The organism is Streptomyces sp. CA-106110, from assembly GCF_050936285.1.
Taxonomy (GTDB): Bacteria; Actinomycetota; Actinomycetes; order Streptomycetales; family Streptomycetaceae; genus Streptomyces.
This window is the reverse complement of the sequence record NZ_JBNJNB010000001.1, coordinates 9,791,929-9,814,606: the sequence shown is the minus strand read 5'-3', so window position 1 is coordinate 9,814,606 and position 22,678 is coordinate 9,791,929. Positions and strand designations below refer to the sequence as shown.

The window sequence follows — 22,678 nt, the reverse complement described above, 5'->3', positions numbered from 1 at the left end:
CGACGGCTGAAGGTCATGGTCGAGTCAATGCGATGCGGCCAGGGCCGCGTCCAGCGAAAGCGTGCCTTGTGCCCCGTCAGGCGGAGGTGTCGAGCACCCAGATGTGGGTGCAGTTGGGGCACTGCAGATGGACCACGTGTCCGGCGTTGGACAGCAGATAGCGCCAGTGCACTCGGCAGGTCCGGCCCGCCAGGCAGTTCTCGCAGTTCTCGTGGTCCCGGCATCGCGGGCACGGGAGCCAGGCCCGGCGCGCCTTGTCGGCGTGGGGATCAATCGGCAGCACGGGCGTCACCGAGGCCCGCGGGCAGCACTCCGGCTGCCACCAGGCGGTCGTAGATCTGCCGCTGGTGCTCGTCGAGGCCGGAGTAGAGCATGCGATACGCCGCGTCCTCGTCGGCCATGGCCGTGATCGGGTCCCAGTGGGGCCCCATCGCCGTGTAGAACTCCGCCCGCCGGCGCGCTTCGTCAGCGGTGAGATCCATCTCGAATATGTGATGGTCGTGGGTGTTCTCGTGGGCCATGAGCGGGCTTTCCTGGAGGAAATGGAAAACTATCCGCTCCTTCCTACCAGGGTTTGTCCGATTTCCGGACAGATCTGGAGCGAGATCCTGGTCACGTGACCGGGGCGCCTTATCCCAGGATCATCACGACTGGTCAGGGCCCGGCTACGCTCCGTCGGTCGCACTCGCTGTCAGGGATTCCCGCACCTGTAGGTGGTAGATCCGGAAGGCCCGCCCGATGACGGGCTGGGCCACGTTCCGGACCTTGACCCCGCCGCTCGTCATGCCGTGTTCCGTGCCCGCGTGCGCGTGTCCGTGCACCGCCAGGTCCGCGCCGGCGGTGTCGATCGCCTCCGCCAGCAGATAGCTGCCGAGGAACGGATAGATCTCCAGAGGTTCACCGGCCAGGGTCTCCTGCACGGGCGAATAGTGGGTGAGGGCGATACGAACCTCACAGCGCTGTTCGTCCAGTTCCTCCAGAGCCTGCCGCAAGGCGTCGGCGCTGCGGTGTGAGCACCGCACGAACTCCTTCATCAGCGGCTCGCCGAACTCCCCGGCATTGCGGCCGACGAAGCCGCCGCCGAACCCCTTGGTACCTGCCACACCGACGCGCGTGCCGGCGCAGGTCAGGGTGGTGGCGCTGCCCTCGAGGACCCGTGCGCCGCCGGTGCCCTCCAAGATCGCCGCGATTTCCTCCGGGCGCTCGTCGTGGTGGTCGTGATTGCCGAGGACCGCCACGACCGGGACCGGCAGGTCCCGGATCTCCCTCGCCACCACCCCGGCCTCCTCCGGGGTTCCGTGGCGGGTGAGGTCCCCGGCCAGCAGCAGGAGGTCCGCGCACTCCGACAGGCTCTCGAAGGCGGGGCGAAGCGCCCCCTGGCTGCCGGGCCCCATGTGGATGTCCCCGACGGCTGCCACCCGGATCATGCGAGCTCCTCCGCCTGGTCGGGCGCCGAGTTCTCGGCGACCACGAGGTCGCAGTGGACCGGGACTCCGGCGAGTTCCTCGCGGATGGTGCCGAGGACCTCCTCACGGCACTGAACGGAGGCGACGGTGCCGGTCACCATCACCGCCTCGCCGCGGACCTCGATCCGTACGCCCAGCTCACCGGCGTGCCCTTCGGCCAGACGTTCGAGGAGATGGGCGACGCGGTACTCCGTGTTCTGCGCGGCCTGGGCACCGGGTGCGCCCTCTGCGCTGTGCTGGTTCATCACGTCTCCTTCTGCGGGGCGATGACGTCGAGGCGTTCGAGAAGGAAGAAGAAGGCGGCAGGCATGGGATCGTCCTCGCACTCCCGGCGCATCCGGTCCCAGTCGACCTTTTCGCGCAGCGCGCGGGCCACGGGGAGAACCGCGCCGAAGTCGCAGTGGTGCTCCGAGAAGGCGGCGATCAGGCTCCAGAGCAGGTCGGTGGGGGCCAGCGCCGGCATGCGCACCGAGTCGACCGGGAGTTCCCGCGCGCGTGCGAGCATGTCGGAGGTGACGGGCTTATGCGCCAGTTCGAAGATGATGTCGATGTCCTGGCCGAAGCACTCGGCCTTCATCAGCCAGTCCTCCGGCGGCCGGTACACGGTCAGCCCCGCGTCCCGCAGCGTGTCCGTGACCGCCTCGGCGTCATCGGGCGACACACAGAAGTCGGCGTCGTGCTGCAGGTTCTCGCTGCCGCCGTGCGCATAGACGGCGACGCTCCCGGCCAGCGCGAAGGCGTGCCCCTTCCGCTTCAGAAGGACGCCGACCCGCTTGGTCGCCTCAAGAATCGCCCGGCTGTGATCGGGGGGCAGCTGCTCGACCTCCTGCGGCCGCGTCTCGGGCCGCGGCGGCTGCCCGGCCCTCGCCGTCGCCGGGCGCACCTCGGGTTCCTCCGCTCCACGGGCAGGGGGCGCGGGCTCCCCGGACTGCGTCATGACCACCCCCTCTGCCGAACGAGAGCAGTCCGCCGGCTGCGCGTACCGGACCGGGCGGCTGCGTGCACCCGTGTGAGTACCCGGTACCTCCTCGTCGACACGGCTCGGAACCCGGGCGCCGGACAGACCGGGACCGCCGGGTGGTCTCGGGCCGAAGGCGCCTGGCCCTGTCACTCCCAGGAACCTCAGGGAACTACCTGCGGGAACGGGCCGCCCCGAGGATGGACGTGTCACTCCGGGTCGGAACCGGCACACCGTCCGTCGTTGCCGCTCCGGGGAGCAATGTCCAACGTGTGAACGAGAGGAACACCATGGTCACCACCCTCGCCGGCGGTACGGTCACTCTGGCGGACGGCGTGACGGTCTCCCGTATGGGATACGGCGCGATGCAACTGGCGGGTCCGCACGTCTTCGGGCCGCCCAGGGACCGTGACCAGGCGCTCGCGGTGCTGCGCGCGGCGGTGGAGGCCGGCGTCACCCATATCGACACCGCCGACTTCTACGGTCCCGTCGTGGTCAACGAGCTGATCAGGGAAGCCCTCGCTCCGTATCCCGCAGGTGTGCACATCGTCACCAAGGTCGGTGCCCGCCGGGGCAGCGACGGCAGTTGGATCCCGTCCCTGGACCCCGCGGATCTCAAGGATCAGGTCCGCGAGAACCTCACCCACCTCGGCCTGGACACCCTGGACGTGGTCAACCTGCGGGTCGGCGGTCACGACACCACCGACGACGAGCCCCTGTCCGAGCAGTTCGGCGCCCTGGCGGAGCTCCGGCAGCAGGGCCTGATCCGCCACCTCGGGCTCAGCGGTGTCTCCGCGGCGCAGCTCGCCGAGGCCCAGGCCATCGCGCCCGTCGTCACCGTGCAGAACCTCTACAACCTGGCCAACCGGCAGGACGACGCGCTGGTGCAGCGGTGCGCGGACGAGAACATCGCCTTCGCCCCGTTCTTCCCGCTGGGCGGTTTCAGCCCGCTGCAGTCCGAGACCCTCGACAAGGTCGCCACCCGCCTCGAGGCCTCCCGGCAACAGGTCGCTCTGGCCTGGCTGCTCCAGCGCTCGCCGGGCATCGTCGTCATCCCCGGCACCTCCTCGCTCGCCCACCTGCGCGAGAACATCGCCGCCGCCGGCCTGGTCCTGCCCGCCGACGCCGAACTGGACGCCATCGGGGCGTGAGGGACTCAGCCGCACGGCGCGGTGGGGTACGGCGGCGACGGAGGGGCTCCTTTTCCGCGTCACAGCCGGATGATGACCAGGGCGATGTCGTCCCGGGCGCCGCCAGCCACGCCGAGTTGCGTCAGCAGGACGTCGGCCAGGCGCTCCGGGCCGAGGGTGCAGTAGCGGCCGAGGACGTCGGTCAGCCGGCTCAGACCCGTCTCTATGTGCTCGTTCCGGCGCTCGATCAGCCCGTCGGTGTAGAGGACGAGCGTGTCGCCCGGCCGGTAGGGCTGGCAGGCCTGCGGGCGTGGCACGTGCTGGGGCCGGGCGGCCAGCGGCGGGTCGGTCGCCTTGTCGAGCAGTTCGCACGTGCCGTCCCGATGGACGAGGACGGGGGGCGGGTGGCCGGCGCTGCTGTAGATGATCAGTTCGCTGCGAGTGTCGATCAGCGCCTTGACAGCGGTGGTGTTCAGCGCGCCTTCCACCGACCGGGCGTACAGGCCGAGCACCTCCAGTGCCTGGGCGGGCCCCTCCAGCGCGCGGGTGGCGGCGCTCAGCGCGCTGCGGAGCATCCCCATGACGGCCGCGGCCTCCAGACCGTGGCCGACGACGTCGCCGACCGCCACCGCGAACCGGGTCTCGGACAGATCGATGACGTCGTACCAGTCGCCGCACACGTTCAGCGAGCCGGTGGCGGGCAGATAGCGCACCGCCACGTTCTCGTGCCGGGCCAGGTCGGGTGCCTGGAGCATGGCCTCCTGGAGTGCCACAGCCACCTTGCGCTCACGGGTGTGCGCCTGCCGCAGCTCCTCGTTCAGCAACTGCAGCTCGCGCGCCCGTGCGTAGAGCTCGGCCTCCAGGGCCTCGCGCTCGGTGAGGTGCTTGGACAGGCGCCAGTCGCCTCTGCCGTGGGTCAGGATGTACCCGGTCACGTCCTCCACGCGGTGGATGATCCACGTGACCTTCCCCTCGGGGTCGAGGATCGGCGTGTTGACCGGGGACCACCATCGCTCGTCGAATGCGCCGGGTCTGCCCATGATGGGGATGTCGTACTTCTGCAGCGCCATCGTGTCGGGCTGTTTGGAGTTCAGGACACGGTGCAACGAGGCGTTCAGATTGCGCACACCGTCGGCATCCGGGTCGTCGGGGTTCTCCGGGAAGGCCTCGAAGATGTGCTGTCCGATCAGGTCGTCCCGGGTCCGGCTGGTCGCGTTCAGATAGGCCTGGTTGACCTCCACGATGATCAGGTCCGGGGCCAGCACGAGGTAGGGACTCGGTGTGGCGGCGAACAGTGCCGCGTAGTCCATCGTCGGCATCGTCACCGTCTCCCTTGTGCACCGCGCCGCGCTGCGCCACCCCCTTCACGCTACGATCCGCGCAGCTCAGGCGCCCCCCGGAGAGAACGGCACGGTGCGGACACGCGGCCGGGGCACATCAGGAACGGGGACCTGCCGTCTACGCGACGGCTTCCGTCTCCGCTCCGCCCTCCGCCTCCCAGTGCGCCGGCTTCGCGAACTGTGTCCGGTAGAGCTCCGCGTACCGCCCGCCCCTGGTCAGCAGCTCCTCGTGGGTGCCCCGCTCCACGATCCGGCCCGACTCGACGACGAGGATCACGTCGGCTGCCCGCACGGTGGACAGGCGGTGGGCGATGACGACGGCGGTACGGCCCTCCAGCGCCTCCGTGAGGGCCTCCTGCACGGCCGCCTCGGAGGTGTTGTCCAGATGGGCGGTGGCCTCGTCGAGGATGACGACCCGCTGGCGGGCCAGCAGCAGACGGGCGATGGTCAGGCGCTGGCGCTCGCCGCCGGACAGTCGGTAGCCGCGCTCACCGACGACCGTGTCGAGCCCGTCGGGCAGGGCACGTACGAGGTCGTCGAGGCGGGCCCGGAGCAGCACGTCCCACAGGTCGTCCTCGCTCGCCCCGGGGTCGGCCAGCAGCAAGTTGGCCCGCACCGTGTCGTGGAACAGATGGCCGTCCTGGGTGACCATGCCGAGGGTCTCGCGCAGTGATGCGGCGCTCAGGTCGCGGACGTCGACGCCGCCGATGCGGACGGTGCCCTCGTCGACGTCGTACAGCCGCGGGAGCAGTGCCGCGATGGTGGACTTGCCGGCGCCTGAGGACCCCACGAGGGCGACCGTCTGGCCGGGCTCGGCGCGGAAGGAGACACCGTGGAGGATCTCGGCGCCGCCGCGCGTGTCCAGGACCGCTACCTCCTCGAGCGAGGCCAGGGAGACCTTGTCGGCGGCCGGATACCCGAAGCGGACGTCCTCGAATTCCACCGCCACCGGACCGCCGGGGACCTGCCGCGGTCTCGGCCGCTCCTCGATCAGCGGCTTCAGGTCCAGTACTTCGAAGACGCGCTCGAAGCTGACGAGCGCGCTCATGATCTCGACGCGGGCCCCCGCGAGGGAGGTGAGGGGTGCGTAGAGCCGGGTGAGCAGCAGGGCGAGTGAGACGACGGAGCCCGCCTCAAGGCTGCCGCGCAGGGCGAACCAGCCGCCGAGCCCGTAGACCAGGGCGAGCGCCAGGGCGGAGACCAGCGTGAGCGCGGTGATGAACGCCGACTGGGACATGGCCGTCCGCACCCCGATGTCCCGCACCCGGCGGGCCCGCGCGGCGAACTCTTCGGACTCCTCCTCGGGGCGCCCGAAGAGTTTGACGAGCGTGGCACCGGGTGCGGAGAAGCGTTCGGTCATCCGGGTGCCCATCGCGGCGTTGAGGTCGGCGGCCTCCCGTTGCAGCAGCGCCATCCGGCGGCCCATCCGCCGCGCGGGGAACAGGAAGACCGGCAGCAGCACCAGGGCGAGCAGGGTGATCTGCCAGGACAGGGTCAGCATCACGACCAGCGTGAGCAGTAGCGTGACCACATTGCCGACGACTCCCGACAGGGTGTTGCTGAAGGCGCGCTGCGCACCGATGACGTCGTTGTTGAGACGACTGACCAGCGCGCCCGTACGGGTACGTGTGAAGAACGCGACCGGCATGCGCTGCACATGATCGAACACAGCCGTCCGCAGATCGAGGATGAGGCCTTCCCCGAGCGTGGCCGACAGCCTGCGGCCGAGGAGCCCGAGCGCGGCCTCGGCGACCGCGATGAGGGCGATGAACAGCGACAGCCGTACGACGGTTCCCGGGTCGCCGTGCGACACGATCGCGTCGACGACACGGCCGGCGAGCAGCGGGGTCGCCACCGCGAGCAGTGCCGTCACCACGCTGACCAGGACGAACTGCACGATGCGGGGGCGGTGGGGGCGCGCGAACGCGCCGATGCGGCGCAGCGTGGCGCGGTCGAGGGGGCGGCGCTCCCGCTGCGCGCTCATGACGCTGTGCAACTGGTGCCAGGCGGTGGTCTCCATGCTCATAAGACAGACGTTAGGACCTCGAGCAACCTTGAGGTCAAGGGAAGGCGGCGGGCTTCACGCGCAGGGAGACCGGGACGAATGCCCCTGCGACACGGGCACCCGGAAACCCGGTCGCTCCCGTGCCTTGCCCCGCACGTCAGCCGCCGTCCGCACGCCCGCAACCTCACGTTGGTGCGGCACGGAAAACCTCTCCCGGTGTGAGTGCCGTACGTCTCCCTCAGCGACTCGCCGGACGTGTCCCGGTCCGCCAGATCCTGTGCCTGCTTCCGCTGGCCCTCGTGGCCGTGGTCGCGGTACAGCACTGGTCCGTGCTCGTGGAGGGCTTCAAGCAACTGGCGTCCGCCGAGTGGCCCTGGCTGGTGGCGGCCGCCGGCGCCACCTGTCTGACCTGGGTGGCGGCCGCCTTCACCCGCCAGGGCGCGGTCATGCAGCGGCTGCCCGTACGCCGGTTGCTCGCCACCCAGTTCGCGGCGGGCGCGGCCAACCATCTGCTGCCGACCGGTCTGGGAGCGGGTGCGGTCAACCTCCGTTTCATGACGGTGTGCGGGGTGCCGCTGGCCAGTTCGTCGGCGGCGATCGCGCTGTACCTGCTCGCCGAGTCGATCACCCGGACCGGTCTGCTGGTGGCCCTGCTGATCGCCTTCCCGCACGCCCTCCGCCTCGGCACCCTCCTGCCCGCCCCGGCGGTGGGCCCGGTGCTGATCGGTGTGGTAGCGGCGGTGTGCGTGGCGCTCGCGGTGGTGCTGCTCGTGCGCCGGCTGCGCACGGCCGTGTTCTCCTTCCTGCGCGCGGCACTCGGCGAGGCCCGCACGGTGCACACGCGTCCCTCCCGCGCGATCGCCCTGTGGGGCGGGTCGCTGGCCTTCCCGGCACTCCAGGCGGCCGGACTGGCCGCGGTGGGGCGGGCCTTGGACCTGCCGGTGCCGCCCGCGCACATGGCCGTCGCCTATCTGGCGGCGACCATCGCGGTCGCGGCCGTGCCCACGCCCGGCGGCATCGGCTCGGTGGAGGCGGCGCTGATCGTCACCCTGGTCGCGGCCGGCGCCCCGGTGGCCCTGGCGACGGCGGTGGTCCTGGCGTACCGGATCATCACGGTGTGGGTGCCGCTGGTGCCGGGGGCGCTCACGCTCGGGGCACTCGTGCGGCTGAAGGTGATCTGACCGGGGACAGCGGCCGTACTCCCGAGTAACCTCTGCTGGGCCAGCCCTCCGCCGTGTGAAAGGGGCAGCCCGATGCCGGTCCGGACCGAACGCCAGGGGTACGTCACCACGGTCGTCCTCTCCCGCCCCGAAGCCCGCAACGCCGTGGACGGGCCGACCGCCGCCGCGCTGGCCGCCGCCTTCAGGGAGTTCGAGGCGGACGCGTCCGCGCGGGTGGCGGTGCTGTGGGGCGAGGGCGGGACGTTCTGCGCGGGCGCCGATCTGAAGGCCGTGGGCACCGAGCGCGGCAATCGCGTGGCCGAGGACGGCGACGGCCCGATGGGGCCGACCCGGCTGCGGCTGTCCAAGCCCGTGATCGCGGCGGTCACCGGACACGCGGTGGCCGGCGGTCTGGAGTTGGCGCTCTGGTGCGATCTGCGCGTCGCTGAGGAGGACGCGGTGTTCGGGGTCTTCTGCCGTCGCTGGGGTGTGCCACTCATCGACGGCGGGACGGTGCGGCTGCCACGGCTGATCGGTGCCGGCCGGGCCATGGACATGATCCTCACCGGCCGTCCCGTACCCGCCCGCGAGGCCCACGAGATGGGCCTCGCCAACCGCGTCGTGCCGACGGGACAGGCACGCGCGGCGGCCGAGGAACTCGCCGCCGAGATCGCCCGCTTCCCACAGGCCTGCCTGCGCGGCGACCGCGCCTCCGTCCTCGACCAGCAGGGACAGGACGAGACGACGGCGATGCGGGGCGAACTCCGCTACGGCATGGGGGTGCTGGCCGAGGGCCTGGAGGGCGCCGCCCGGTTCACGGCGGGGGCCGGACGGCACGGGTCGTTCTCGGACATGTGACCGCGACGGACGACTGCCGCACGACGGAGCGCACGTCAAGGGCGGCTTCCGAACGGCCCGGTGACGGCCGGGCTCCTGGATACGGCAGGATGACCTTTCGCTGCGGAACGGCGCACACCGCTTCGCAGCGCGATCGTGCATCCCATGGGCACACGGCCGTGCATCCCTGATGCACGGCCGTGTGCCGCCCGTATTCGAGCAGGTGGCAAGGTGACGACTCCTCACATCCGGCCCGGCAGCCCCCTCCCCCTCACGGGAGGTGACCGGTGAACCGCGCACTCACCCTGGACGATCTGGTCGTCGCCGGAATAGCCGTGGCGGCGGGCCTGGCGGCCGGATTCCTGCTGCGCATACTGCTGCGCTGGCTGGGCGGGCATGCGAGCCGTACCAAGTGGAGCGGCGACGACGTCATCGTGGACGCCCTGCGGACGCTGGTGCCGTGGGCGGCGATCGCCGCCGGCACGGCCGCCGCGGCCGCGGTGCTGCCGCTCACGCGGACGGTGCAGCACCACGTCAACCAGACGCTGAGCGTGCTGCTCATCTTCGTCGCGACGGTGACGGCCGCGAGGGTGATCGCCGGCCTGGTGCGGACGGTCACCCAGTCCCGGTCCGGGGTCGCCGGATCGGCCTCGATCTTCGTTAACATCACCCGGGTCGTGGTGCTGGCGATGGGCTTCCTGGTGATGCTTCAGACCCTGGGCATCTCCATAGCGCCGCTGCTCACCGCCCTCGGTGTCGGCGGTCTGGCCGTCGCCCTCGCCCTCCAGGACACCCTGGCGAACCTCTTCGCGGGCATCCACATCCTCGCCTCCAAGACCGTTCAGCCCGGCGACTACATCCGGCTGAGCAGCGGCGAGGAGGGCTATGTCGTCGACATCAACTGGCGGCAGACGACCGTCCGCCAGCTCTCCAACAACCTGGTCGTCATCCCCAACGGGGAGCTCGCCAAGACCAACATGATCAACTACACCCGCCCCGAGCAGCAGTTGACCGTGCTGGTGCAGGTGGGGGTCGGCTACGACAGCGACCTGGAGCATGTGGAGAAGGTCACCACCGAGGTCGTGGCCGAGGTGATGACGGAGATCACCGGAGCGGTCCCGGACCATGAACCGGCCATCCGCTTCCACACGTTCGGCGACTCCCGGATCGGCTTCACGGTGATCCTCGGTGTCGGCGAGTTCAGCGACCAATACCGCATCAAGCACGAGTTCATCAAGCGCCTGCACAAGCGGTACCGGGCCGAGGGCATCCGCATCCCCGCACCGGCCCGGACGGTGGCGCTCCAGCAGGGCTCGGCGGTCATACCGCATCAGCGCGGCGCCGACGACGCGGCCGTCGAGCACGGCGGTCCGCTCGCGCTGTGACACCGGGCTCCTGACGGGCTCCGCGCCGGGCCGCCCTCCGGCCGTCCGTCCGCCCAGCACGCCCCGGCCCGGCCGATCGCCCGGGCCGGGGCCGCTGCCCAGGCGCTCGGCTTCCATGTCCGCGCGTCGCCGGTCATATGCTCGAAAGAGCGTGACACCCCCGACCGGAAAACTCGATGTCTGATCCGACGACTCGCTCGCTCGACCAGCGGCTGGACGTGATCGCACGCCATCCGTTCCGCGCGAGGTTCCATCTGCGCGGACGCGACCTGGCCACCGCCGAACTGAGCGGCCCCGCCCTGTTGCGCCGGCACGCCTACGACCTCATCGCCAGGCGGCTGGCACCGGCCGAGCCGTACAAGGACGGCAAGCAGACCGTTCCTAGGGACTGAGCATGGGTTGCACGGGCTCAGTCGGACGCTCCGAACGGTGTTGGGCGTCCTGGTCTCCCGCGTTCGCGCCGCGTCTGGTCCCAGTGGATCGTGTCCGTGGTCCGGGGATGCGGGGGCGGGTTCCCTCACGCCCTGGGGCGCCGTGTCCGGCCTGGGCGGTCCGATGCTCCTGTCCATCGCTCTGGTGGGCAGAAGGCGGTGCCGTCCGTCGCCGGATGCGATGCCCGAGGGCGCGCCTGCCGATCGCGATGCTCGCGGCATCGTGACGGCTGGTTTTCCTGGTCGTGTGGGTGAGGGGTTTCTGCCAGTGCTGGGCGCCCCACCTGCTGGTGTAGGCCGGGTCCACGGCGATGATGGTGATGCCGAGTTCGGCCGCCATGCTGACGAGCCGGGCCCGCAGCTTGGACACGGGCATACCGGAGATCAACCGCCTGAACCGCTTCTGGCGCCCGTGTTTCTCCCGGGTTTTCTCCGCGCTGAAGTCGAGGTCTTCGATCGCGATCGACAGGTCGTGGCGTTGGGCCCAGTGCAGGAGCCGGATCAGTGCATGCCGTACCTGGGCGTCACGATGCATCGCGGTGCCGGACAGGTCGTAGAAGAACCGGCGCGGCTGGCCGCATGGGTTGCCGTGCTGATCGAGGCGCCAGGCGGCGAGGTGGTCCGCGTTGGTGTCCACGCCGATCAGTCCGCGGGCGCGGGCTACGTCGAGGGGGACGGTCTTGATGGGCGGGATGGTCCAGGAGGCGGTGAGGTACCAGCGGGAGCGGTCTGTGTCGTAGTGGATGCGGTAGGCCACGGACCGGTTCGTGGTGATGCGGTCGGCCCACTCGTCGCTACGGTGGTGGAAGACCACGGTTGGGGCGAGGACGTACCGGCCATGCGGGGCGTTCGCCAGGTGTGCGAGTGGGGCGGGGAGCTTGATGCTCACCGTGCCGTCCGGGGTGACGCGGATCGTCTCGTTCCCGAACCGCTTGCCCGACTCGCCGTCCGCCCGGAGGAACCAGCGCTCAGCCTCCCAACGCCGGCGCCATGCGTGCTCGGTGAGCTGCGCCGCGTCAAGGTGGTGTCGGGTGTTGAGCAGGCGCTTACCGCCTCGCACTACCCGGACTCGCCCCATCTCGTGATCGGCCCGCTCACGCTCCAGCCGGTCCTCAAGCAAGCGCAGTCGCCGCGTCTTTTGGAACCACTCCTGCCGCGTGCGGTATCCGCCAGGGGCCCGCTTCGTGCCCTTCTCACCCACCGGCAGCGACAATCGATGCGCGATCATCTTGATGCTGGCCTCAAGGCTCTGGATGTGCGCCGACCGGGCACGCCGCGCAAGCGCCCACTGATCATGCGTGGCCTTGGTGATGCTCCCGGCCCAGCGCGACGAAGACTCCTCCGTCAGGGCCCGCTTGCGCTCCGCCCACCTATCCGCGGAGTGCTCCAAGCCCTCAGCGCACCGGCGTTTGAGGTCCTTCGAGGCCAGCGAACCAAGATGCGCGCCCACCAGGCGCAGCACCTCCTCGTCGTCGGCGCTCAGGTGTTTTAGGCGGGTCCGGATCGCCACGCCCGACGGGCCGACGGCCACGAAGGGAGCAGCGATCGTGCGCAACGGCTCACCGCGCATCGATGCACTCCCTCCACCACGCTTGACCGGCAACCGGAAGAACGGTACGGGCCGGCACTGACATCGATGCCCGCCATACGACGTGCGCACGCAGCAACACCACGAACCAGAACATGCCCGTGCACACTCATGCACGCTCCGGCACATTTGAAAACGAACAGCTCCCAACCCCCTACCGGGGCCACCCGGTCTTCGTCGCCCAGCACGCGACCGCGACGTGCTGCCGTACCTGCCTGCAGCGCTGGCACGAGATCCCCAAAGGACGGGACCTGAGCCGCGCGGAACGCGCCTATGTGGTGACGGTGATCTGCCGCTGGATCGAGCGGGAGGTGGCGTCGGCCGCGGCGAGAGCCGTCGGCCGGGGCCTGGCCTGACGGGCGGCGGGACGGGCCACAGGACCGCACGGGCCGTGCTTCCGGCGCCGATCATCCGGCAGAGGCGCCCAGGGCGCGGGCCACTGTCGAGCGAGGGCCGCTCACGAGATATCTTGATGTCGAGCAATGTTGCAGACGTGGAGCGGAGCACCCGGTGACTGACTCGACCATCATTTACACACACACTGACGAGGCCCCGGCCCTGGCGACGTATTCCTTCCTGCCGGTGGTCCAGGCGTACGCCTCGCAGGCGGGTGTCACTGTGGAGACCCGTGACATCTCGCTGGCCGGGCGCATCCTCGCGGTCTTCCCCGAGTACCTGAACGAGGACCAGCGGATCAACGACGCCCTCGCTGAGCTGGGCGAACTGGCCAGGACCCCCGCGGCCAACATCATCAAGCTGCCCAACGTCTCGGCGTCCGTCCCGCAGCTGAAGGCGGCCGTGGCCGAACTGCAGGCCCAGGGCTACGCGCTGCCGGACTACCCGGACGAGCCGAAGACCGACGAGGAGCGGGAGATCCGCGCCCGTTTCGACAAGGTCAAGGGCTCCGCCGTGAACCCGGTGCTGCGCGAGGGCAACTCCGACCGCCGCGCCCCCGCCTCGGTGAAGAACTACGCCAAGACCCACCCGCACCGCATGGGCGCCTGGACCTCCGAGTCGAAGACGAACGTCGCGACCATGGGCGTGGACGACTTCCGTTCCACCGAGAAGTCCGCGGTGATCTCCGAGGCCGGTTCGCTGCGCATCGAGCTGAAGGGCGACGACGGCTCCACCACCGTGCTGCGCGAGTCCGTCCCGGTCCTCGCCGGTGAGGTCGTGGACGCCTCCGTGATGCGCGTGGCCGCCCTGCGCGAGTTCCTGACCGCGCAGGTCGGGCGCGCCAAGGAGGAGGGCGTCCTGTTCTCCGTGCACCTGAAGGCCACGATGATGAAGGTCTCCGACCCGATCGTCTTCGGTCACGTGGTGCGCGCCTTCTTCCCGAAGACCTTCGCGAAGTACGGCGAGGCGTTCGCCGCGGCCGGGCTGACCCCGAACGACGGTCTCGGCGGCATCTTCAAGGGCCTCGAGTCGCTGCCCAACGGCGAGGAGATCAAGGCCTCCTTCGACGCCGAGCTCGCCGAGGGCCCGGAGCTGGCGATGGTCGACTCCGACAAGGGCATCACCAACCTGCACGTCCCCTCCGACGTCATCGTCGACGCCTCGATGCCGGCCATGATCCGCACCTCCGGGCACATGTGGGGCCCGGACGGCCAGGAGCACGACACCCTCGCGGTCCTGCCGGACTCCAGCTACTCCGGTGTCTACCAGGCCGTGCTCGACGACTGCCGCGCCAACGGCGCCTACGACCCGGCCACCATGGGCTCGGTCCCGAACGTCGGCCTCATGGCGCAGAAGGCCGAGGAGTACGGCAGCCACGACAAGACCTTCGAGATCCCGACCACGGGCACGGTCCGCCTGGTCGACCAGGCCGGCAACGTCGTCCTCGAGCAGACCGTCTCCGCCGGCGACATCTTCCGCGCCTGCCAGACCAAGGACGCCCCGATCAAGGACTGGGTGAAGCTCGCCGTCACCCGCGCCCGCGCCACCGGCGACCCGGCCGTGTTCTGGCTGGACGCCACCCGGGCCCACGACGCCAACCTGATCGCCAAGGCCGAGCAGTACCTGCAGGAGCACGACACCGAGGGCCTGGACATCCGCATCCTGGCCCCCGTCGAGGCCACCAAGCTGTCCGTGGAGCGCATCCGCCGCGGTGAGAACACCATCTCCGTCACCGGCAACGTGCTGCGTGACTACCTCACCGACCTGTTCCCGATCCTGGAGCTGGGCACCAGCGCCAAGATGCTGTCGGTCGTCCCGCTGATGGCGGGCGGCGGCCTGTTCGAGACGGGCGCCGGCGGCTCCGCCCCCAAGCACGTCCAGCAGCTGGTGAAGGAGAACTACCTGCGCTGGGACTCGCTGGGCGAGTTCTTCGCGCTCGTGCCGTCCTTCGAGCAGTACGCGAAGGCCACCGGCAACCAGCGCGCCCAGGTCCTCGCCGACACCCTCGACCGCGCCACGGCGACCTTCCTCAACGAGGACAAGTCCCCGACCCGGCGCGTCGGCGGCATCGACAACCGCGGCAGCCACTTCTACCTGTCCCTGTACTGGGCGCAGGAGCTGGCCCAGCAGACCGACGACGCGGATCTGGCCAAGGCGTTCGCCCCGCTCGCCGAGACGCTCGCGGCCAACGAGCAGAAGATCGTCGAGGAGCTGATCGCTGTCCAGGGCAAGCCGGCCGACATCGGCGGCTACTACCAGCCCGACCCGGCCAAGGCCGCTCAGGTCATGCGCCCCTCGGCCACCTGGAACGAGGCGCTGGCCGCCCTCGCGTAAGGCAGCCCGCACAGCAGCGGACAGCCGCCCCGGCCGGATCCACTCCGGCCGGGGCGGCCGCGTTCTGTCGTCGCCCCGGCGGCCCCTGCCCGCACCCGGTCCACGGCGGGGCTCGCCGCCGCCGGGGCCGATGCCGCCGCGGGAGAACGAGCGCGCCCGCCGTGTCCCACGCCACGTGCACGAGCGCCGCGCCTGGCGACAGGTGGAAGAGCCCCGCGTCGTCCTACGAAGCCGCCCGCTCGCTGGACGTCCCGGCGTCGGGGTGGTCCAGGCCCAGGTGATCGCGCAGGGTCGTGCCCGCGTACTCGGTGCGGAAGACGCCGCGCTCCTGAAGCAGCGGGACCACGGTGTCGGCGAAGACGTCCAGGCCACCCGGGGTGATGTGCGGAACGAGGATGAAGCCGTCGGACGCGTCGGACTGCACGAAGCCGTCGATGGTCCGCGCGACGGTGGCCGGGGACCCGACGAACGTCTGGCGGTTGCCGGTGTTGATCACCAGGTCGCGGATGGACCAGTTGTTCGCTGCGGCCAGCTCTCGCCACTCCCGGGCGGTCGCCAGCGGGTCACGGTACATGCGCACCTGCGCCCGTCCCCGTGCGATGTGGTGTTCGCCGAGGTCCGGGTCGATCTCGGGCAGCGGGCCGTCCGGGTCGTAGCCGGACAGGTCCCGGTTCCAGACGAACTCCAGGTGTTTGATCGCCGTGGCGCCGCTGACCTGTCGGCGGCGCACCTCGCGGGCCAGTTCCTCGGCCTCCGCGTCGGTCTCGCCTAGGACGAAGGTGGCGGCGGGCAGGATCAGCAGTTGGTCCGCCCTGCGGCCGTACTTGGCGAGGCGGCCCTTGACGTCCTTGTAGAAGGCCTGGCCCGCTTCCAGGGTGCTGTACCGGCTGAAGATCGCGTCGGCACTCGACGCGGCGAACTCGCGGCCCTCCTCGGAGTCACCGGCCTGGAAGATCACCGGCCGGCCCTGGGGGCTGCGGGGGACGTTGAACCGGCCGTGGATGTCGAAGTGCTGTCCCTCGTGGACGAAGGCGCCGGCCTTCGCGTCGCGCAGGAAGACACCGGTGGCCTGGTCGGCGGCGATCTCGTCGCCCCGCCAGGAGTCGAAGAGTTCACTGGCGGTGGCCAAGAACTCCTTGGCGCGGGAGTAGCGCTCCTCCTGCGGCAGGAAGCCGCCGCGGCGGAAGTTCTCGCCGGTGAAGGCGTCCCAGGAGGTGACGACGTTCCAGGCGGAGCGTCCGCCGGAGAGGTGGTCGAGGCTCGCGAACTGGCGGGCCACCTCGTAGGGCTCGTTGAAGGTCGAGTTGATGGTGCCCGTCAGGCCGAGGCGGTCGGTGACGGCGGCGAGCGCGGCGAGCACGGTGAAGGTGTCGGGCCGGCCCACCACGTCCAGGTCGTAGATCTCGCCGCCCTGCTCCCGCAGGCGCAGCCCCTCGGCGAGGAAGAGGAAGTCGAACTTGGCGCGTTCGGCGGTCTGCGCGAAGTGCACGAACGAGCTGAACTCGATATGGCTGCCGGCCTTGGGGTCGCTCCACACGGTGGTGTTGTTGACGCCGGGGAAGTGGGCCGCGAGGTGGATCTGCTTGAGCGGCTTGCTCATGGTGGTCTGGAGTCCTTCCGGCTCAGGCTGCGGGAGCGGCATAGCGGTTGGCGGGACGGGCGAGGCCCAGCAGCCCGCGCAGGGTGTCGGCCTCGTAGGCGGTGCGGAAGGCGCCGCGGCGCTGCAGTTCGGGAACGAGTCCGCGGGTGATGTACGGCAGGTCGTGCCCGGCCACGGCGGGCCGCAGCCGGAAGCCGGACAGTCCGGTCGACTGCAACTCCTGGAGCAGATCGGCCAGTTGTGCCGGTGTGCCGGTGAAGATCCGGGCGTCGCCGGTATACGGGTACTCAGCAAGTGCGTCCAGTCGCTCCCGGCGTTCGGCGGCTTCGGCGGGGTCGTCGTCGAGGAAGACCACCAGGTCGCCGAAGAGGTGCAGCGGTTCCCCGGCCCGCCCGGCCGCGCTCTGCTCGGCCCGGATCTCGGCGACGATCGCCCGGGCCTGCTCGGTGTCGTGCGGGGTGACGTAGCCGAGGTCGGTGGAGCGGGCGACGAGCCGGAAGGGCACGGTCTGGTGGGCGAGGGCGGTGACAGGGGGATGGCCCTGCGGGGGGCGTGGCGTGATGGAGGGGCCCTTGACGCTGAAGTGCCTGCCCTCGAAGCCGATGTAGTGCAGTTTGTCGCGGTCGATGAAGCGGCCGGTCGTGACGTCCCGGATCTCCGCGTCGTCCTCCCAGCTGTCCCAGAGCCGGCGCACGACCTCGACGTAGTCGGCGGCCTCGTCGAAGAGGTCGGTCACCAGGTCCTGTGCGGCGGGGTCGCCGTATGCCTCGATACGGGGGATGGTGCGGCGGCCGAAGTGCGCGGCTTCGTTCGGGCGCGCGGTGATCTGCACGCGCAGCCCCGCGCGGCCGCCGCTGACGTAGTCGAGCGTGGCGATCGCCTTGGAGGTGTGGAACGGCTCCGTATGCGTGGCGACCACGGTCGGCACCAGGCCTATGTGCCGTGTCAGAGGAGCGACCCGTGTCGCGGTCAGCAGGGCGTCGAGGCGTCCGCGGACCTGGTCGGTGCGTTCGTCCGGGTCCAGGAAGTGCGAGGACTGCGGGCCGAGGCCGTCCTCGAAGGTCACGAAGTCGATCAGGCCGCGCTCGGCCTCGGCGACGAGGTCCGCCCAGTAGCCGGCGGTGAACAGGCCGCCGGGCCGGGCAACCGGTTCCCGCCAGGAGGCCGGGTGCCAGCCGGTGCCCTCCAGGGCGACGGCAAGGTGCAGAGGGGAAGGAGCAGTTGAGGACACGAGTGGGTGCCTTCCTGAATTCCGTACGGGATCGCCGACCCCTTGCGCAAGCCGGGTACGGCGGCGGGCGAGCGAAGCGGGATGAGAGCCCCGGCCCGGGCCGGGGAGGGGTCAGGAGCGACAGAGCGCGCCGGCCACGCGCAGCAGATCGATGTGGGGCCGGGAGTGCAGGCGGACGGTGCGCGGTGCATGTGTCACGTCCGTCACCTCCGTACGTCGGGCGCGGCGGGCGCGCCGGGCACATCTCCCCGTGATAACGCCCTGGTCGCGGTCTCTGTTCCTGGTGTGCGGCCACCGGCCGGGCATCCGGCCCCGATGGCGGTGCCGGATGCCCACACGGGTGCGAGCTGCGGCCGGTCGCGGTGCCGCGGGGATCAGGAGTTGTCGACCGGCAGGCCGGGCGGGTTGATCTCGGACTTGGTGACGGCCTCGTTCGAGAGGTTCCAGGCGGCCAGCCACTTGGCGTACTGGCCGTTCTCGATCAGGTGGTTGATGGCGTCGGCGAGCGGCTTGGCCAGCCCGCTGTCCTTCTTCGCGGTCGCCGCGATCAGGCCCTGGAGCGTCTCGCCGGCGCCGGAGAACGTGCCCGCGCTCCGGGTCGCCTGCGGCGTGTTCGCGACCTGAGTGATGTGGTAGGCGATACCGGGGTTGGGACCGAAGTACGCGTCGATCTTCCCGCCGGCCAGCGCCAGGTAGGTGCTGTTTTGGTCCTGGAAGTACTTGACGGTGAGCTTCTTGCCCTCCTTGGCCAGCTTGGCCTTCCACTCCAGCAGGATCTTCTCCTGGTTGGTGCCGGAGCCGACGGAGACGGTCCTGCCCGCGAGGTTCTCGTAGTCGCCGCCGAAGTTCCAGGTGCTCTTCTTGGGCACCTCCCAGCCGAGGTTGTCCTGGCGGTAGGAGGCGAACTCGTACTTCTTCTTGCGTTCCTCGGTGTCGGTGACATTCGAGAAGGCGACGTCGACCTTGCCGCTGTCGATGCCGACGAAGAGGTTCTCCCAGGTCGAGTTCCTCACCTCGGGCGTGAGCCCGAGCACCGCGGCCACCAGGCGGCCGAGGTCGGGTTCGGCGCCGGTGAGGCTCTTCTGGTCGCTGCCCACATAGGCCAGCGGCGGGAAGCCGGAGGGCAGGGCGCCGACGCCGATCTCCAGCTTGCCGCTCTTGCGGACGGCCGCGGGCAGCTCGGCGCTGATGGACGTGACCTCGGGCACCTTGAGGGTGGTCTGTTGCGCGGCGCCGTTGGAGAGCCGGCCCACGGTGACCGTGCCGGAGGAGGCGCTGTCCGTGGTGGTGGCGGCGTCGCTGTCGCCCCCGCACGCGGCGAGCCCGGCGGCGAGGGTGACTACGGCGGTTCCCGCGGTGAGACCGCGAAGGATTCGGCGGCGGAGACTGAGCGCAGGCATGGCTGTCCTTGTCCGGTGGGCGGTGAACATGAGGGCGTGGGGGGAGACTTGGGGAACGGCAAGGCCGCGGACTTCAGAGCACCTTGCTCAGGAAGTCCCGGGTCCGCTCGTGCCGTGGATTGCCGAGGACCTCGGCGGGCGGCCCCTGCTCGACGATGCGGCCGCCGTCCATGAAGACCACCCGGTCGGCGATCTCCCGTGCGAAGGCGATCTCGTGCGTGACGATGAGGAGGGTGGTGCCGCCGCCGGCGAGGTCCTTGATGACGGCCAGCACTTCGCCGACGAGTTCGGGGTCGAGGGCGGAGGTGGGCTCGTCGAAGAGGATCACACCGGGGCGCAGGGCGAGCGCGCGGGCGATGGCCACCCTCTGCTGCTGGCCGCCGGACAACTGCCGCGGATAGGCCCCCGTCCGGTCGGCGAGTCCGACCCGGGCGAGCAGTTCGCAGGCGAATTCCTCGGCTTCAAGCCTGGTCAGCCTGCCGGTCGCACTCGGGGCCAGGGCCACGTTGTCCAACACGGTCAGGTGCGGAAAGAGGTTGAAGTTCTGGAAGACGAAGCCGATGCGGCTGCGCTGGGCCAGGATGACCCGCTCGCTCAGCTCCTTGAGGCGGTCCCCGTGCCGGCGGACGCCGATGGGCTCGCCGCCCACGCTGACATAGCCGCTTTCGGGCTTCTCCAGGTGGTTGATCACCCGCAGCAGGGTGGACTTGCCCGAGCCGGAGGGTCCGAGGACCACGGTCACCTCGCCCGGACGTACCGTCAACTCGATGCCGTCCAGCACCCGGTGGGCGCCGTACCACTTGTGCACATCGTGCACCTCGACCGCGGCGGAGTGCGTCTCGAGCGTCTGGGTGGTCATACGGCGGCCTCTCTGCGCGCACGTTCCCGCAGCTCACGCAGACCGGTGCGGAGCCTCTGCAACGGGGTCGGCGGCAGGGTGCGGGTGGCGCCCCGGGCGTAGTGCCGCTCGACGTAGAACTGGACGACGGACACGATGCTCGTGAGGATCAGGTACCAGACGGTGACGACCAGCAGCAGCGGCACGATGTCGCCGGGGTAGGTACTGCCCATGGTCTGCGCCGAGCCGAACAGATCGAGCAGCGAGACGTAGAACACCAGCGAGGTGCTCTTGATCAGCCCGATCAGCTGGTTGACGTAGTTCGGGGTGATGGACCTGAGGGCCTGCGGGAAGACGATTTTCCTGAACTGGTGGCCCCTGGGCAGGCCGAGGGCGGCGGCGGCTTCGTGCTGGCCCTGGTCGACGGAGAGGATGCCGCCCCGGACGACCTCCGCCGCGTACGCGGCCTCGTTGAGGCTCAGGCCGACCACGGCGACGGCCATGTCGGTGGCCAGCCTGGACTCGTCGAAGGTGAGGAAGGCAGGGCCGAAGGGCACCCCGATGCTCAGCGTCCGGTACAGCGCGCTGAAGTTGTACAGGAAGATCAGCACGACGATCAGGGGTACGGACCGCAACGCCCATACGTAGGTCCAGCTGACGGCGCGCAGCACGGGGCTCCGGGAGAGCCGCGCGAGCGCCAGGACGATCCCGCCGAGCAGGCCGGCCACGGCGCTGAGCGCGGCGACTTCGAGAGTGATCAGCAGTCCGTCGACGATGGTGGGGCGCAGGAACCAGTAGGCGAACCGGTCCCACTGGTAGAAGGGGTTCGAGACCAGGCCGTGGACGAACTGGGCCACCACGACCAGCACCACGGCCGTGGCGATCCAGCGGCCGGGGCGGCGCAGGGGCTGTACCTGCTGGGCGGTGAGCGGTCGGCCGGAAGCGTCCGGCGAGGGGTCGCGGACCGGGTGGGCTGGAGCGGTGGGCGTGGCGTCGGCGGTGGCTTCGGCCATCGGCAGGGCGTCGACGGACACGGCTGTGCCTGGGGGTTCAGTCATGGAGGGCTCCGGCAAGTCGGACACCCGGGGACCGCGGCGGCGGTGCGTGGCCACGACAGGCCGGCAGGGCGGGGATCGCTCTGCGGAGCGGGGCAGCGCACGGGGTCGCACGGAACCGGGGGGTGGGCGGACAACGGCACACCGCTCAAGCGGTGTTCGTCACGGAGGCGGGGCTGGTGGAAGTCGTCAGCCCCGACAGCGGGCGCGGCCCGGTGCGGTACACAGTGCGCTGCTGACGCGCAGAAGGTCGACGGCCCGGTTGGCGACGAGCAACTGTGCGTGCGGCTGTACGCAGCACTGAGGACGGCGTGCGGCCGTCCTGGAAGCTGCGTACATGTCCGCCACCTGTCGCTGTCCTGGCCCCTTGGGCCTCGCGCTTACCGAAACGTCATCCCGGTCCGGTCGTCACCTGGGGCACCCCACCGCGGCGCGAGGGTTGCCGGTCAGCAAGCCAGGGCTTGTCGCTGACGCTCATGACCGTTCTGAGCCGTAAGTAAGTCAGGCCCCGGAACCGATGTCAATGTGCGTCCATCAGGTGATACATCGGCCTACGGACGGACACACCGTCAACTGGCCCGTACCGGTGCGCTGTCGGGCACGTACGCGGCCCAGTCGAGGATCTGCACCGCCGCCCCCGCGGCCTCGAGACCACGACAGCGCGCGTGGTGCCGGCGGGCGATGCCGTCGAGGTCGAGGTGCGGGCCGAAGGCCGGACGGGCGGCCAGCCGGCGGGCATAGGCCCACAGATGCGGGTGGCCGGCGATGCGGTGCACCGCACCTGCGTCCAGGTGCCAGCGGTGCACGGTGTCCAGTTGCACCAGGCTCACCCACAACTCAACGTCGGCGGCGGTGAGTTGATCGCCCAGCACGTATTCCTGACGTTCCAGCCGGCCCTCCAGCGCCCGCAGGGTGCACAGCAGCGAGGTGAGCGCGGCGGCCCGCTCCTCCGCACCGGCGTCGGCGCGACCGGCGCGCTGTGCGGCCGCCTCGAGGCCCTGCTCGCACAGGCGGCGCACACCCTCGAGCTCCGCGTCGGCGCCCTGCGGGTACAGCGCATCGCGGCCGGCGCCGAAGTGCCGGGCCAGGTCGCGCATGATGTCCGGGGCGTGCGTGCTGACGATCCGGCCCGACCACTCGTCGCTGAGCACGGGCGCGACGGCCGCCCCGGAGTAGTGGTGGGCGCTCGCCTCGTACAGCGGGCGCAGCGCGGAATGCTCGCCGCCGGGGCCGTCGGGCACCGCGGGCAGGAGGGTCACGGGGCAGACCTCGTCGAGACCGAGGAGGCTGTGGGTGACGGCTGTCCGCAGACAGTGCGGACAGGAAAGCGACAGATGGAGGCGGTAGCGGCGGGGTACCGCGTAGTGACCGCTGCGTGCGTCGCGGCCGATGCGGCCCCGGAAGGCCGGGACGGACGACGGCGGGAGTGCGGTCAGGGCATGGGCGGACATGTCTCTCCCCGGGTACTGGTACGCGAAGATGCGGAGGATGGCGGCCCGGCGGGCAGGTGACGCTCCCCGGCCC

22 protein-coding genes and 1 riboswitch are annotated in these 22,678 nt (G+C 70.6%); of the genes, 7 read left to right on the top strand and 15 right to left on the bottom strand.

The features are described from left to right. Positions 1 to 76 precede the first annotated feature (76 nt). The 5 genes from ACQEXA_RS45340 to ACQEXA_RS45320 all read right to left on the bottom strand — a co-directional run bounded on the left by ACQEXA_RS45340 (position 77) and on the right by ACQEXA_RS45320 (position 2,403). Entirely contained in the window at positions 77 to 283 is a 207-nt protein-coding gene (locus ACQEXA_RS45340; RefSeq protein WP_432925099.1) for a hypothetical protein, read from the bottom strand. Next, positions 270 to 521, bottom strand: a complete 252-nt coding sequence (locus tag ACQEXA_RS45335; protein WP_432925101.1) for a DUF6400 family protein — start codon at positions 519 to 521, stop codon at positions 270 to 272. The genes ACQEXA_RS45340 and ACQEXA_RS45335 overlap by 14 nt, the downstream gene beginning before the upstream one ends. 144 nt (positions 522 to 665) lie before the next feature. After that, a complete protein-coding gene (locus ACQEXA_RS45330; protein WP_432925103.1) occupies positions 666 to 1,427 on the bottom strand; it encodes a metallophosphoesterase family protein in 762 nt (253 codons plus the stop codon). After that, positions 1,424 to 1,711, bottom strand: coding sequence for a hypothetical protein (locus tag ACQEXA_RS45325; protein WP_432925105.1), 288 nt, complete (start codon positions 1,709 to 1,711; stop codon positions 1,424 to 1,426). Before ACQEXA_RS45325 ends, ACQEXA_RS45330 begins: the two co-directional genes overlap by 4 nt. Then, positions 1,711 to 2,403, bottom strand: a complete 693-nt coding sequence (locus ACQEXA_RS45320; protein WP_432925107.1) for a nucleotidyltransferase family protein — start codon at positions 2,401 to 2,403, stop codon at positions 1,711 to 1,713. Before ACQEXA_RS45320 ends, ACQEXA_RS45325 begins: the two co-directional genes overlap by 1 nt. Positions 2,404 to 2,714: 311 nt before the next feature. On the opposite strand from ACQEXA_RS45320, the gene ACQEXA_RS45315 reads away from it, so the two are divergent. Then, positions 2,715 to 3,575, top strand: a complete 861-nt coding sequence (locus ACQEXA_RS45315; RefSeq protein ID WP_433134751.1) for an oxidoreductase — start codon at positions 2,715 to 2,717, stop codon at positions 3,573 to 3,575. 59 nt (positions 3,576 to 3,634) lie between these two features. On the opposite strand, the gene ACQEXA_RS45310 is transcribed toward ACQEXA_RS45315, so the two are convergent. Then, positions 3,635 to 4,873 carry a SpoIIE family protein phosphatase gene (locus ACQEXA_RS45310; RefSeq protein WP_432925109.1) on the bottom strand — a complete coding sequence of 413 codons (1,239 nt, stop codon included), beginning with the start codon at positions 4,871 to 4,873 and terminating at the stop codon, positions 3,635 to 3,637. A gap of 139 nt (positions 4,874 to 5,012) precedes the next feature. Continuing rightward, positions 5,013 to 6,914: an ABC transporter ATP-binding protein gene (locus tag ACQEXA_RS45305; protein ID WP_432938979.1), complete on the bottom strand. Its 1,902-nt coding sequence runs from the start codon at positions 6,912 to 6,914 to the stop codon at positions 5,013 to 5,015. A 203-nt stretch (positions 6,915 to 7,117) separates the two neighbouring features. Here ACQEXA_RS45305 and ACQEXA_RS45300 point away from each other — a divergent pair, with 203 nt between their 5' ends. The 4 genes from ACQEXA_RS45300 to ACQEXA_RS45285 all read left to right on the top strand — a co-directional run bounded on the left by ACQEXA_RS45300 (position 7,118) and on the right by ACQEXA_RS45285 (position 10,673). Beyond that, positions 7,118 to 8,080: a lysylphosphatidylglycerol synthase transmembrane domain-containing protein gene (locus ACQEXA_RS45300; protein ID WP_359391417.1), complete on the top strand. Its 963-nt coding sequence runs from the start codon at positions 7,118 to 7,120 to the stop codon at positions 8,078 to 8,080. A 72-nt stretch (positions 8,081 to 8,152) separates the two neighbouring features. Further along, entirely contained in the window at positions 8,153 to 8,917 is a 765-nt protein-coding gene (locus ACQEXA_RS45295) for a crotonase/enoyl-CoA hydratase family protein (RefSeq protein ID WP_432925112.1), read from the top strand. A 266-nt stretch (positions 8,918 to 9,183) separates the two neighbouring features. Then, on the top strand, positions 9,184 to 10,281 hold the full coding sequence (locus ACQEXA_RS45290; protein WP_432925114.1) for a mechanosensitive ion channel family protein: 1,098 nt from the start codon (positions 9,184 to 9,186) through the stop codon (positions 10,279 to 10,281). Between the two features lie 176 nt (positions 10,282 to 10,457). Then, complete coding sequence (locus ACQEXA_RS45285) at positions 10,458 to 10,673, top strand: DUF4186 family protein (RefSeq protein ID WP_432925118.1); 216 nt, start codon at positions 10,458 to 10,460, stop codon at positions 10,671 to 10,673. Here the strand turns inward: ACQEXA_RS45285 and ACQEXA_RS45280 are convergent. Beyond that, complete coding sequence (locus ACQEXA_RS45280) at positions 10,663 to 12,282, bottom strand: IS200/IS605 family accessory protein TnpB-related protein (RefSeq protein ID WP_433132832.1); 1,620 nt, start codon at positions 12,280 to 12,282, stop codon at positions 10,663 to 10,665. The two genes, ACQEXA_RS45285 and ACQEXA_RS45280, sit on opposite strands and share 11 nt — an antisense overlap. Before the next feature lie 113 nt (positions 12,283 to 12,395). On the opposite strand from ACQEXA_RS45280, the gene ACQEXA_RS45275 reads away from it, so the two are divergent. Both ACQEXA_RS45275 and ACQEXA_RS45270 read left to right on the top strand, forming a co-directional pair. Further along, positions 12,396 to 12,656: a DUF4186 family protein gene (locus tag ACQEXA_RS45275; RefSeq protein WP_432925122.1), complete on the top strand. Its 261-nt coding sequence runs from the start codon at positions 12,396 to 12,398 to the stop codon at positions 12,654 to 12,656. A 154-nt stretch (positions 12,657 to 12,810) separates the two neighbouring features. Next, a complete protein-coding gene (locus tag ACQEXA_RS45270) occupies positions 12,811 to 15,030 on the top strand; it encodes an NADP-dependent isocitrate dehydrogenase (protein WP_432925124.1) in 2,220 nt (739 codons plus the stop codon). A gap of 223 nt (positions 15,031 to 15,253) precedes the next feature. On the opposite strand, the gene ACQEXA_RS45265 is transcribed toward ACQEXA_RS45270, so the two are convergent. From ACQEXA_RS45265 to ACQEXA_RS45235, 7 genes are all read right to left on the bottom strand, one after another. Further along, entirely contained in the window at positions 15,254 to 16,630 is a 1,377-nt protein-coding gene (locus ACQEXA_RS45265; RefSeq protein ID WP_432925126.1) for an NtaA/DmoA family FMN-dependent monooxygenase, read from the bottom strand. A gap of 22 nt (positions 16,631 to 16,652) precedes the next feature. Next, positions 16,653 to 17,861 carry an LLM class flavin-dependent oxidoreductase gene (locus tag ACQEXA_RS45260; RefSeq protein ID WP_433132830.1) on the bottom strand — a complete coding sequence of 403 codons (1,209 nt, stop codon included), beginning with the start codon at positions 17,859 to 17,861 and terminating at the stop codon, positions 16,653 to 16,655. A gap of 111 nt (positions 17,862 to 17,972) precedes the next feature. Further along, the gene (locus ACQEXA_RS45255) at positions 17,973 to 18,167 is read right to left on the bottom strand and encodes a putative leader peptide (protein WP_432925129.1); all 195 of its coding nucleotides are present in this window, start codon (positions 18,165 to 18,167) and stop codon (positions 17,973 to 17,975) included. Positions 18,168 to 18,235: 68 nt separating this feature from the next. Continuing rightward, entirely contained in the window at positions 18,236 to 19,261 is a 1,026-nt protein-coding gene (locus ACQEXA_RS45250; protein WP_433132828.1) for an ABC transporter substrate-binding protein, read from the bottom strand. A 73-nt stretch (positions 19,262 to 19,334) separates the two neighbouring features. After that, positions 19,335 to 20,120 (bottom strand): amino acid ABC transporter ATP-binding protein, encoded by a 786-nt coding sequence (locus tag ACQEXA_RS45245; protein WP_432925133.1) that lies wholly within the window; start codon positions 20,118 to 20,120, stop codon positions 19,335 to 19,337. Then, on the bottom strand, positions 20,117 to 21,157 hold the full coding sequence (locus ACQEXA_RS45240; protein ID WP_432925135.1) for an amino acid ABC transporter permease: 1,041 nt from the start codon (positions 21,155 to 21,157) through the stop codon (positions 20,117 to 20,119). Before ACQEXA_RS45240 ends, ACQEXA_RS45245 begins: the two co-directional genes overlap by 4 nt. A 368-nt stretch (positions 21,158 to 21,525) precedes the next feature. Then, positions 21,526 to 21,636: riboswitch (SAM riboswitch) on the bottom strand. Between the two features lie 87 nt (positions 21,637 to 21,723). Continuing rightward, positions 21,724 to 22,605: a glutathione S-transferase C-terminal domain-containing protein gene (locus ACQEXA_RS45235; RefSeq protein ID WP_432925137.1), complete on the bottom strand. Its 882-nt coding sequence runs from the start codon at positions 22,603 to 22,605 to the stop codon at positions 21,724 to 21,726. Positions 22,606 to 22,678: the final 73 nt, after the last annotated feature.

What these genes read in the sequence shown, in the direction of transcription:
- ACQEXA_RS45240 (WP_432925135.1), bottom strand. Translation starts at nt 21,157, where the DNA reads ATGACTGAACCCCCAGGCACAGCCGTGTCCGTCGACGCCCTGCCGATG.
- ACQEXA_RS45320 (WP_432925107.1), bottom strand. Translation starts at nt 2,403, where the DNA reads ATGACGCAGTCCGGGGAGCCCGCGCCCCCTGCCCGTGGAGCGGAGGAA.
- ACQEXA_RS45245 (WP_432925133.1), bottom strand. Translation starts at nt 20,120, where the DNA reads ATGACCACCCAGACGCTCGAGACGCACTCCGCCGCGGTCGAGGTGCAC.
- ACQEXA_RS45235 (WP_432925137.1), bottom strand. Translation starts at nt 22,605, where the DNA reads ATGTCCGCCCATGCCCTGACCGCACTCCCGCCGTCGTCCGTCCCGGCC.
- ACQEXA_RS45255 (WP_432925129.1), bottom strand. Translation starts at nt 18,167, where the DNA reads ATGCCCGGCCGGTGGCCGCACACCAGGAACAGAGACCGCGACCAGGGC.
- ACQEXA_RS45330 (WP_432925103.1), bottom strand. Translation starts at nt 1,427, where the DNA reads ATGATCCGGGTGGCAGCCGTCGGGGACATCCACATGGGGCCCGGCAGC.
- ACQEXA_RS45335 (WP_432925101.1), bottom strand. Translation starts at nt 521, where the DNA reads ATGGCCCACGAGAACACCCACGACCATCACATATTCGAGATGGATCTC.
- ACQEXA_RS45280 (WP_433132832.1), bottom strand. Translation starts at nt 12,282, where the DNA reads ATGCGCGGTGAGCCGTTGCGCACGATCGCTGCTCCCTTCGTGGCCGTC.
- ACQEXA_RS45265 (WP_432925126.1), bottom strand. Translation starts at nt 16,630, where the DNA reads ATGAGCAAGCCGCTCAAGCAGATCCACCTCGCGGCCCACTTCCCCGGC.
- ACQEXA_RS45305 (WP_432938979.1), bottom strand. Translation starts at nt 6,914, where the DNA reads ATGGAGACCACCGCCTGGCACCAGTTGCACAGCGTCATGAGCGCGCAG.
- ACQEXA_RS45325 (WP_432925105.1), bottom strand. Translation starts at nt 1,711, where the DNA reads ATGAACCAGCACAGCGCAGAGGGCGCACCCGGTGCCCAGGCCGCGCAG.
- ACQEXA_RS45295 (WP_432925112.1), top strand. Translation starts at nt 8,153, where the DNA reads ATGCCGGTCCGGACCGAACGCCAGGGGTACGTCACCACGGTCGTCCTC.
- ACQEXA_RS45285 (WP_432925118.1), top strand. Translation starts at nt 10,458, where the DNA reads ATGTCTGATCCGACGACTCGCTCGCTCGACCAGCGGCTGGACGTGATC.
- ACQEXA_RS45275 (WP_432925122.1), top strand. Translation starts at nt 12,396, where the DNA reads ATGCCCGTGCACACTCATGCACGCTCCGGCACATTTGAAAACGAACAG.
- ACQEXA_RS45310 (WP_432925109.1), bottom strand. Translation starts at nt 4,873, where the DNA reads ATGCCGACGATGGACTACGCGGCACTGTTCGCCGCCACACCGAGTCCC.
- ACQEXA_RS45315 (WP_433134751.1), top strand. Translation starts at nt 2,715, where the DNA reads ATGGTCACCACCCTCGCCGGCGGTACGGTCACTCTGGCGGACGGCGTG.
- ACQEXA_RS45250 (WP_433132828.1), bottom strand. Translation starts at nt 19,261, where the DNA reads ATGCCTGCGCTCAGTCTCCGCCGCCGAATCCTTCGCGGTCTCACCGCG.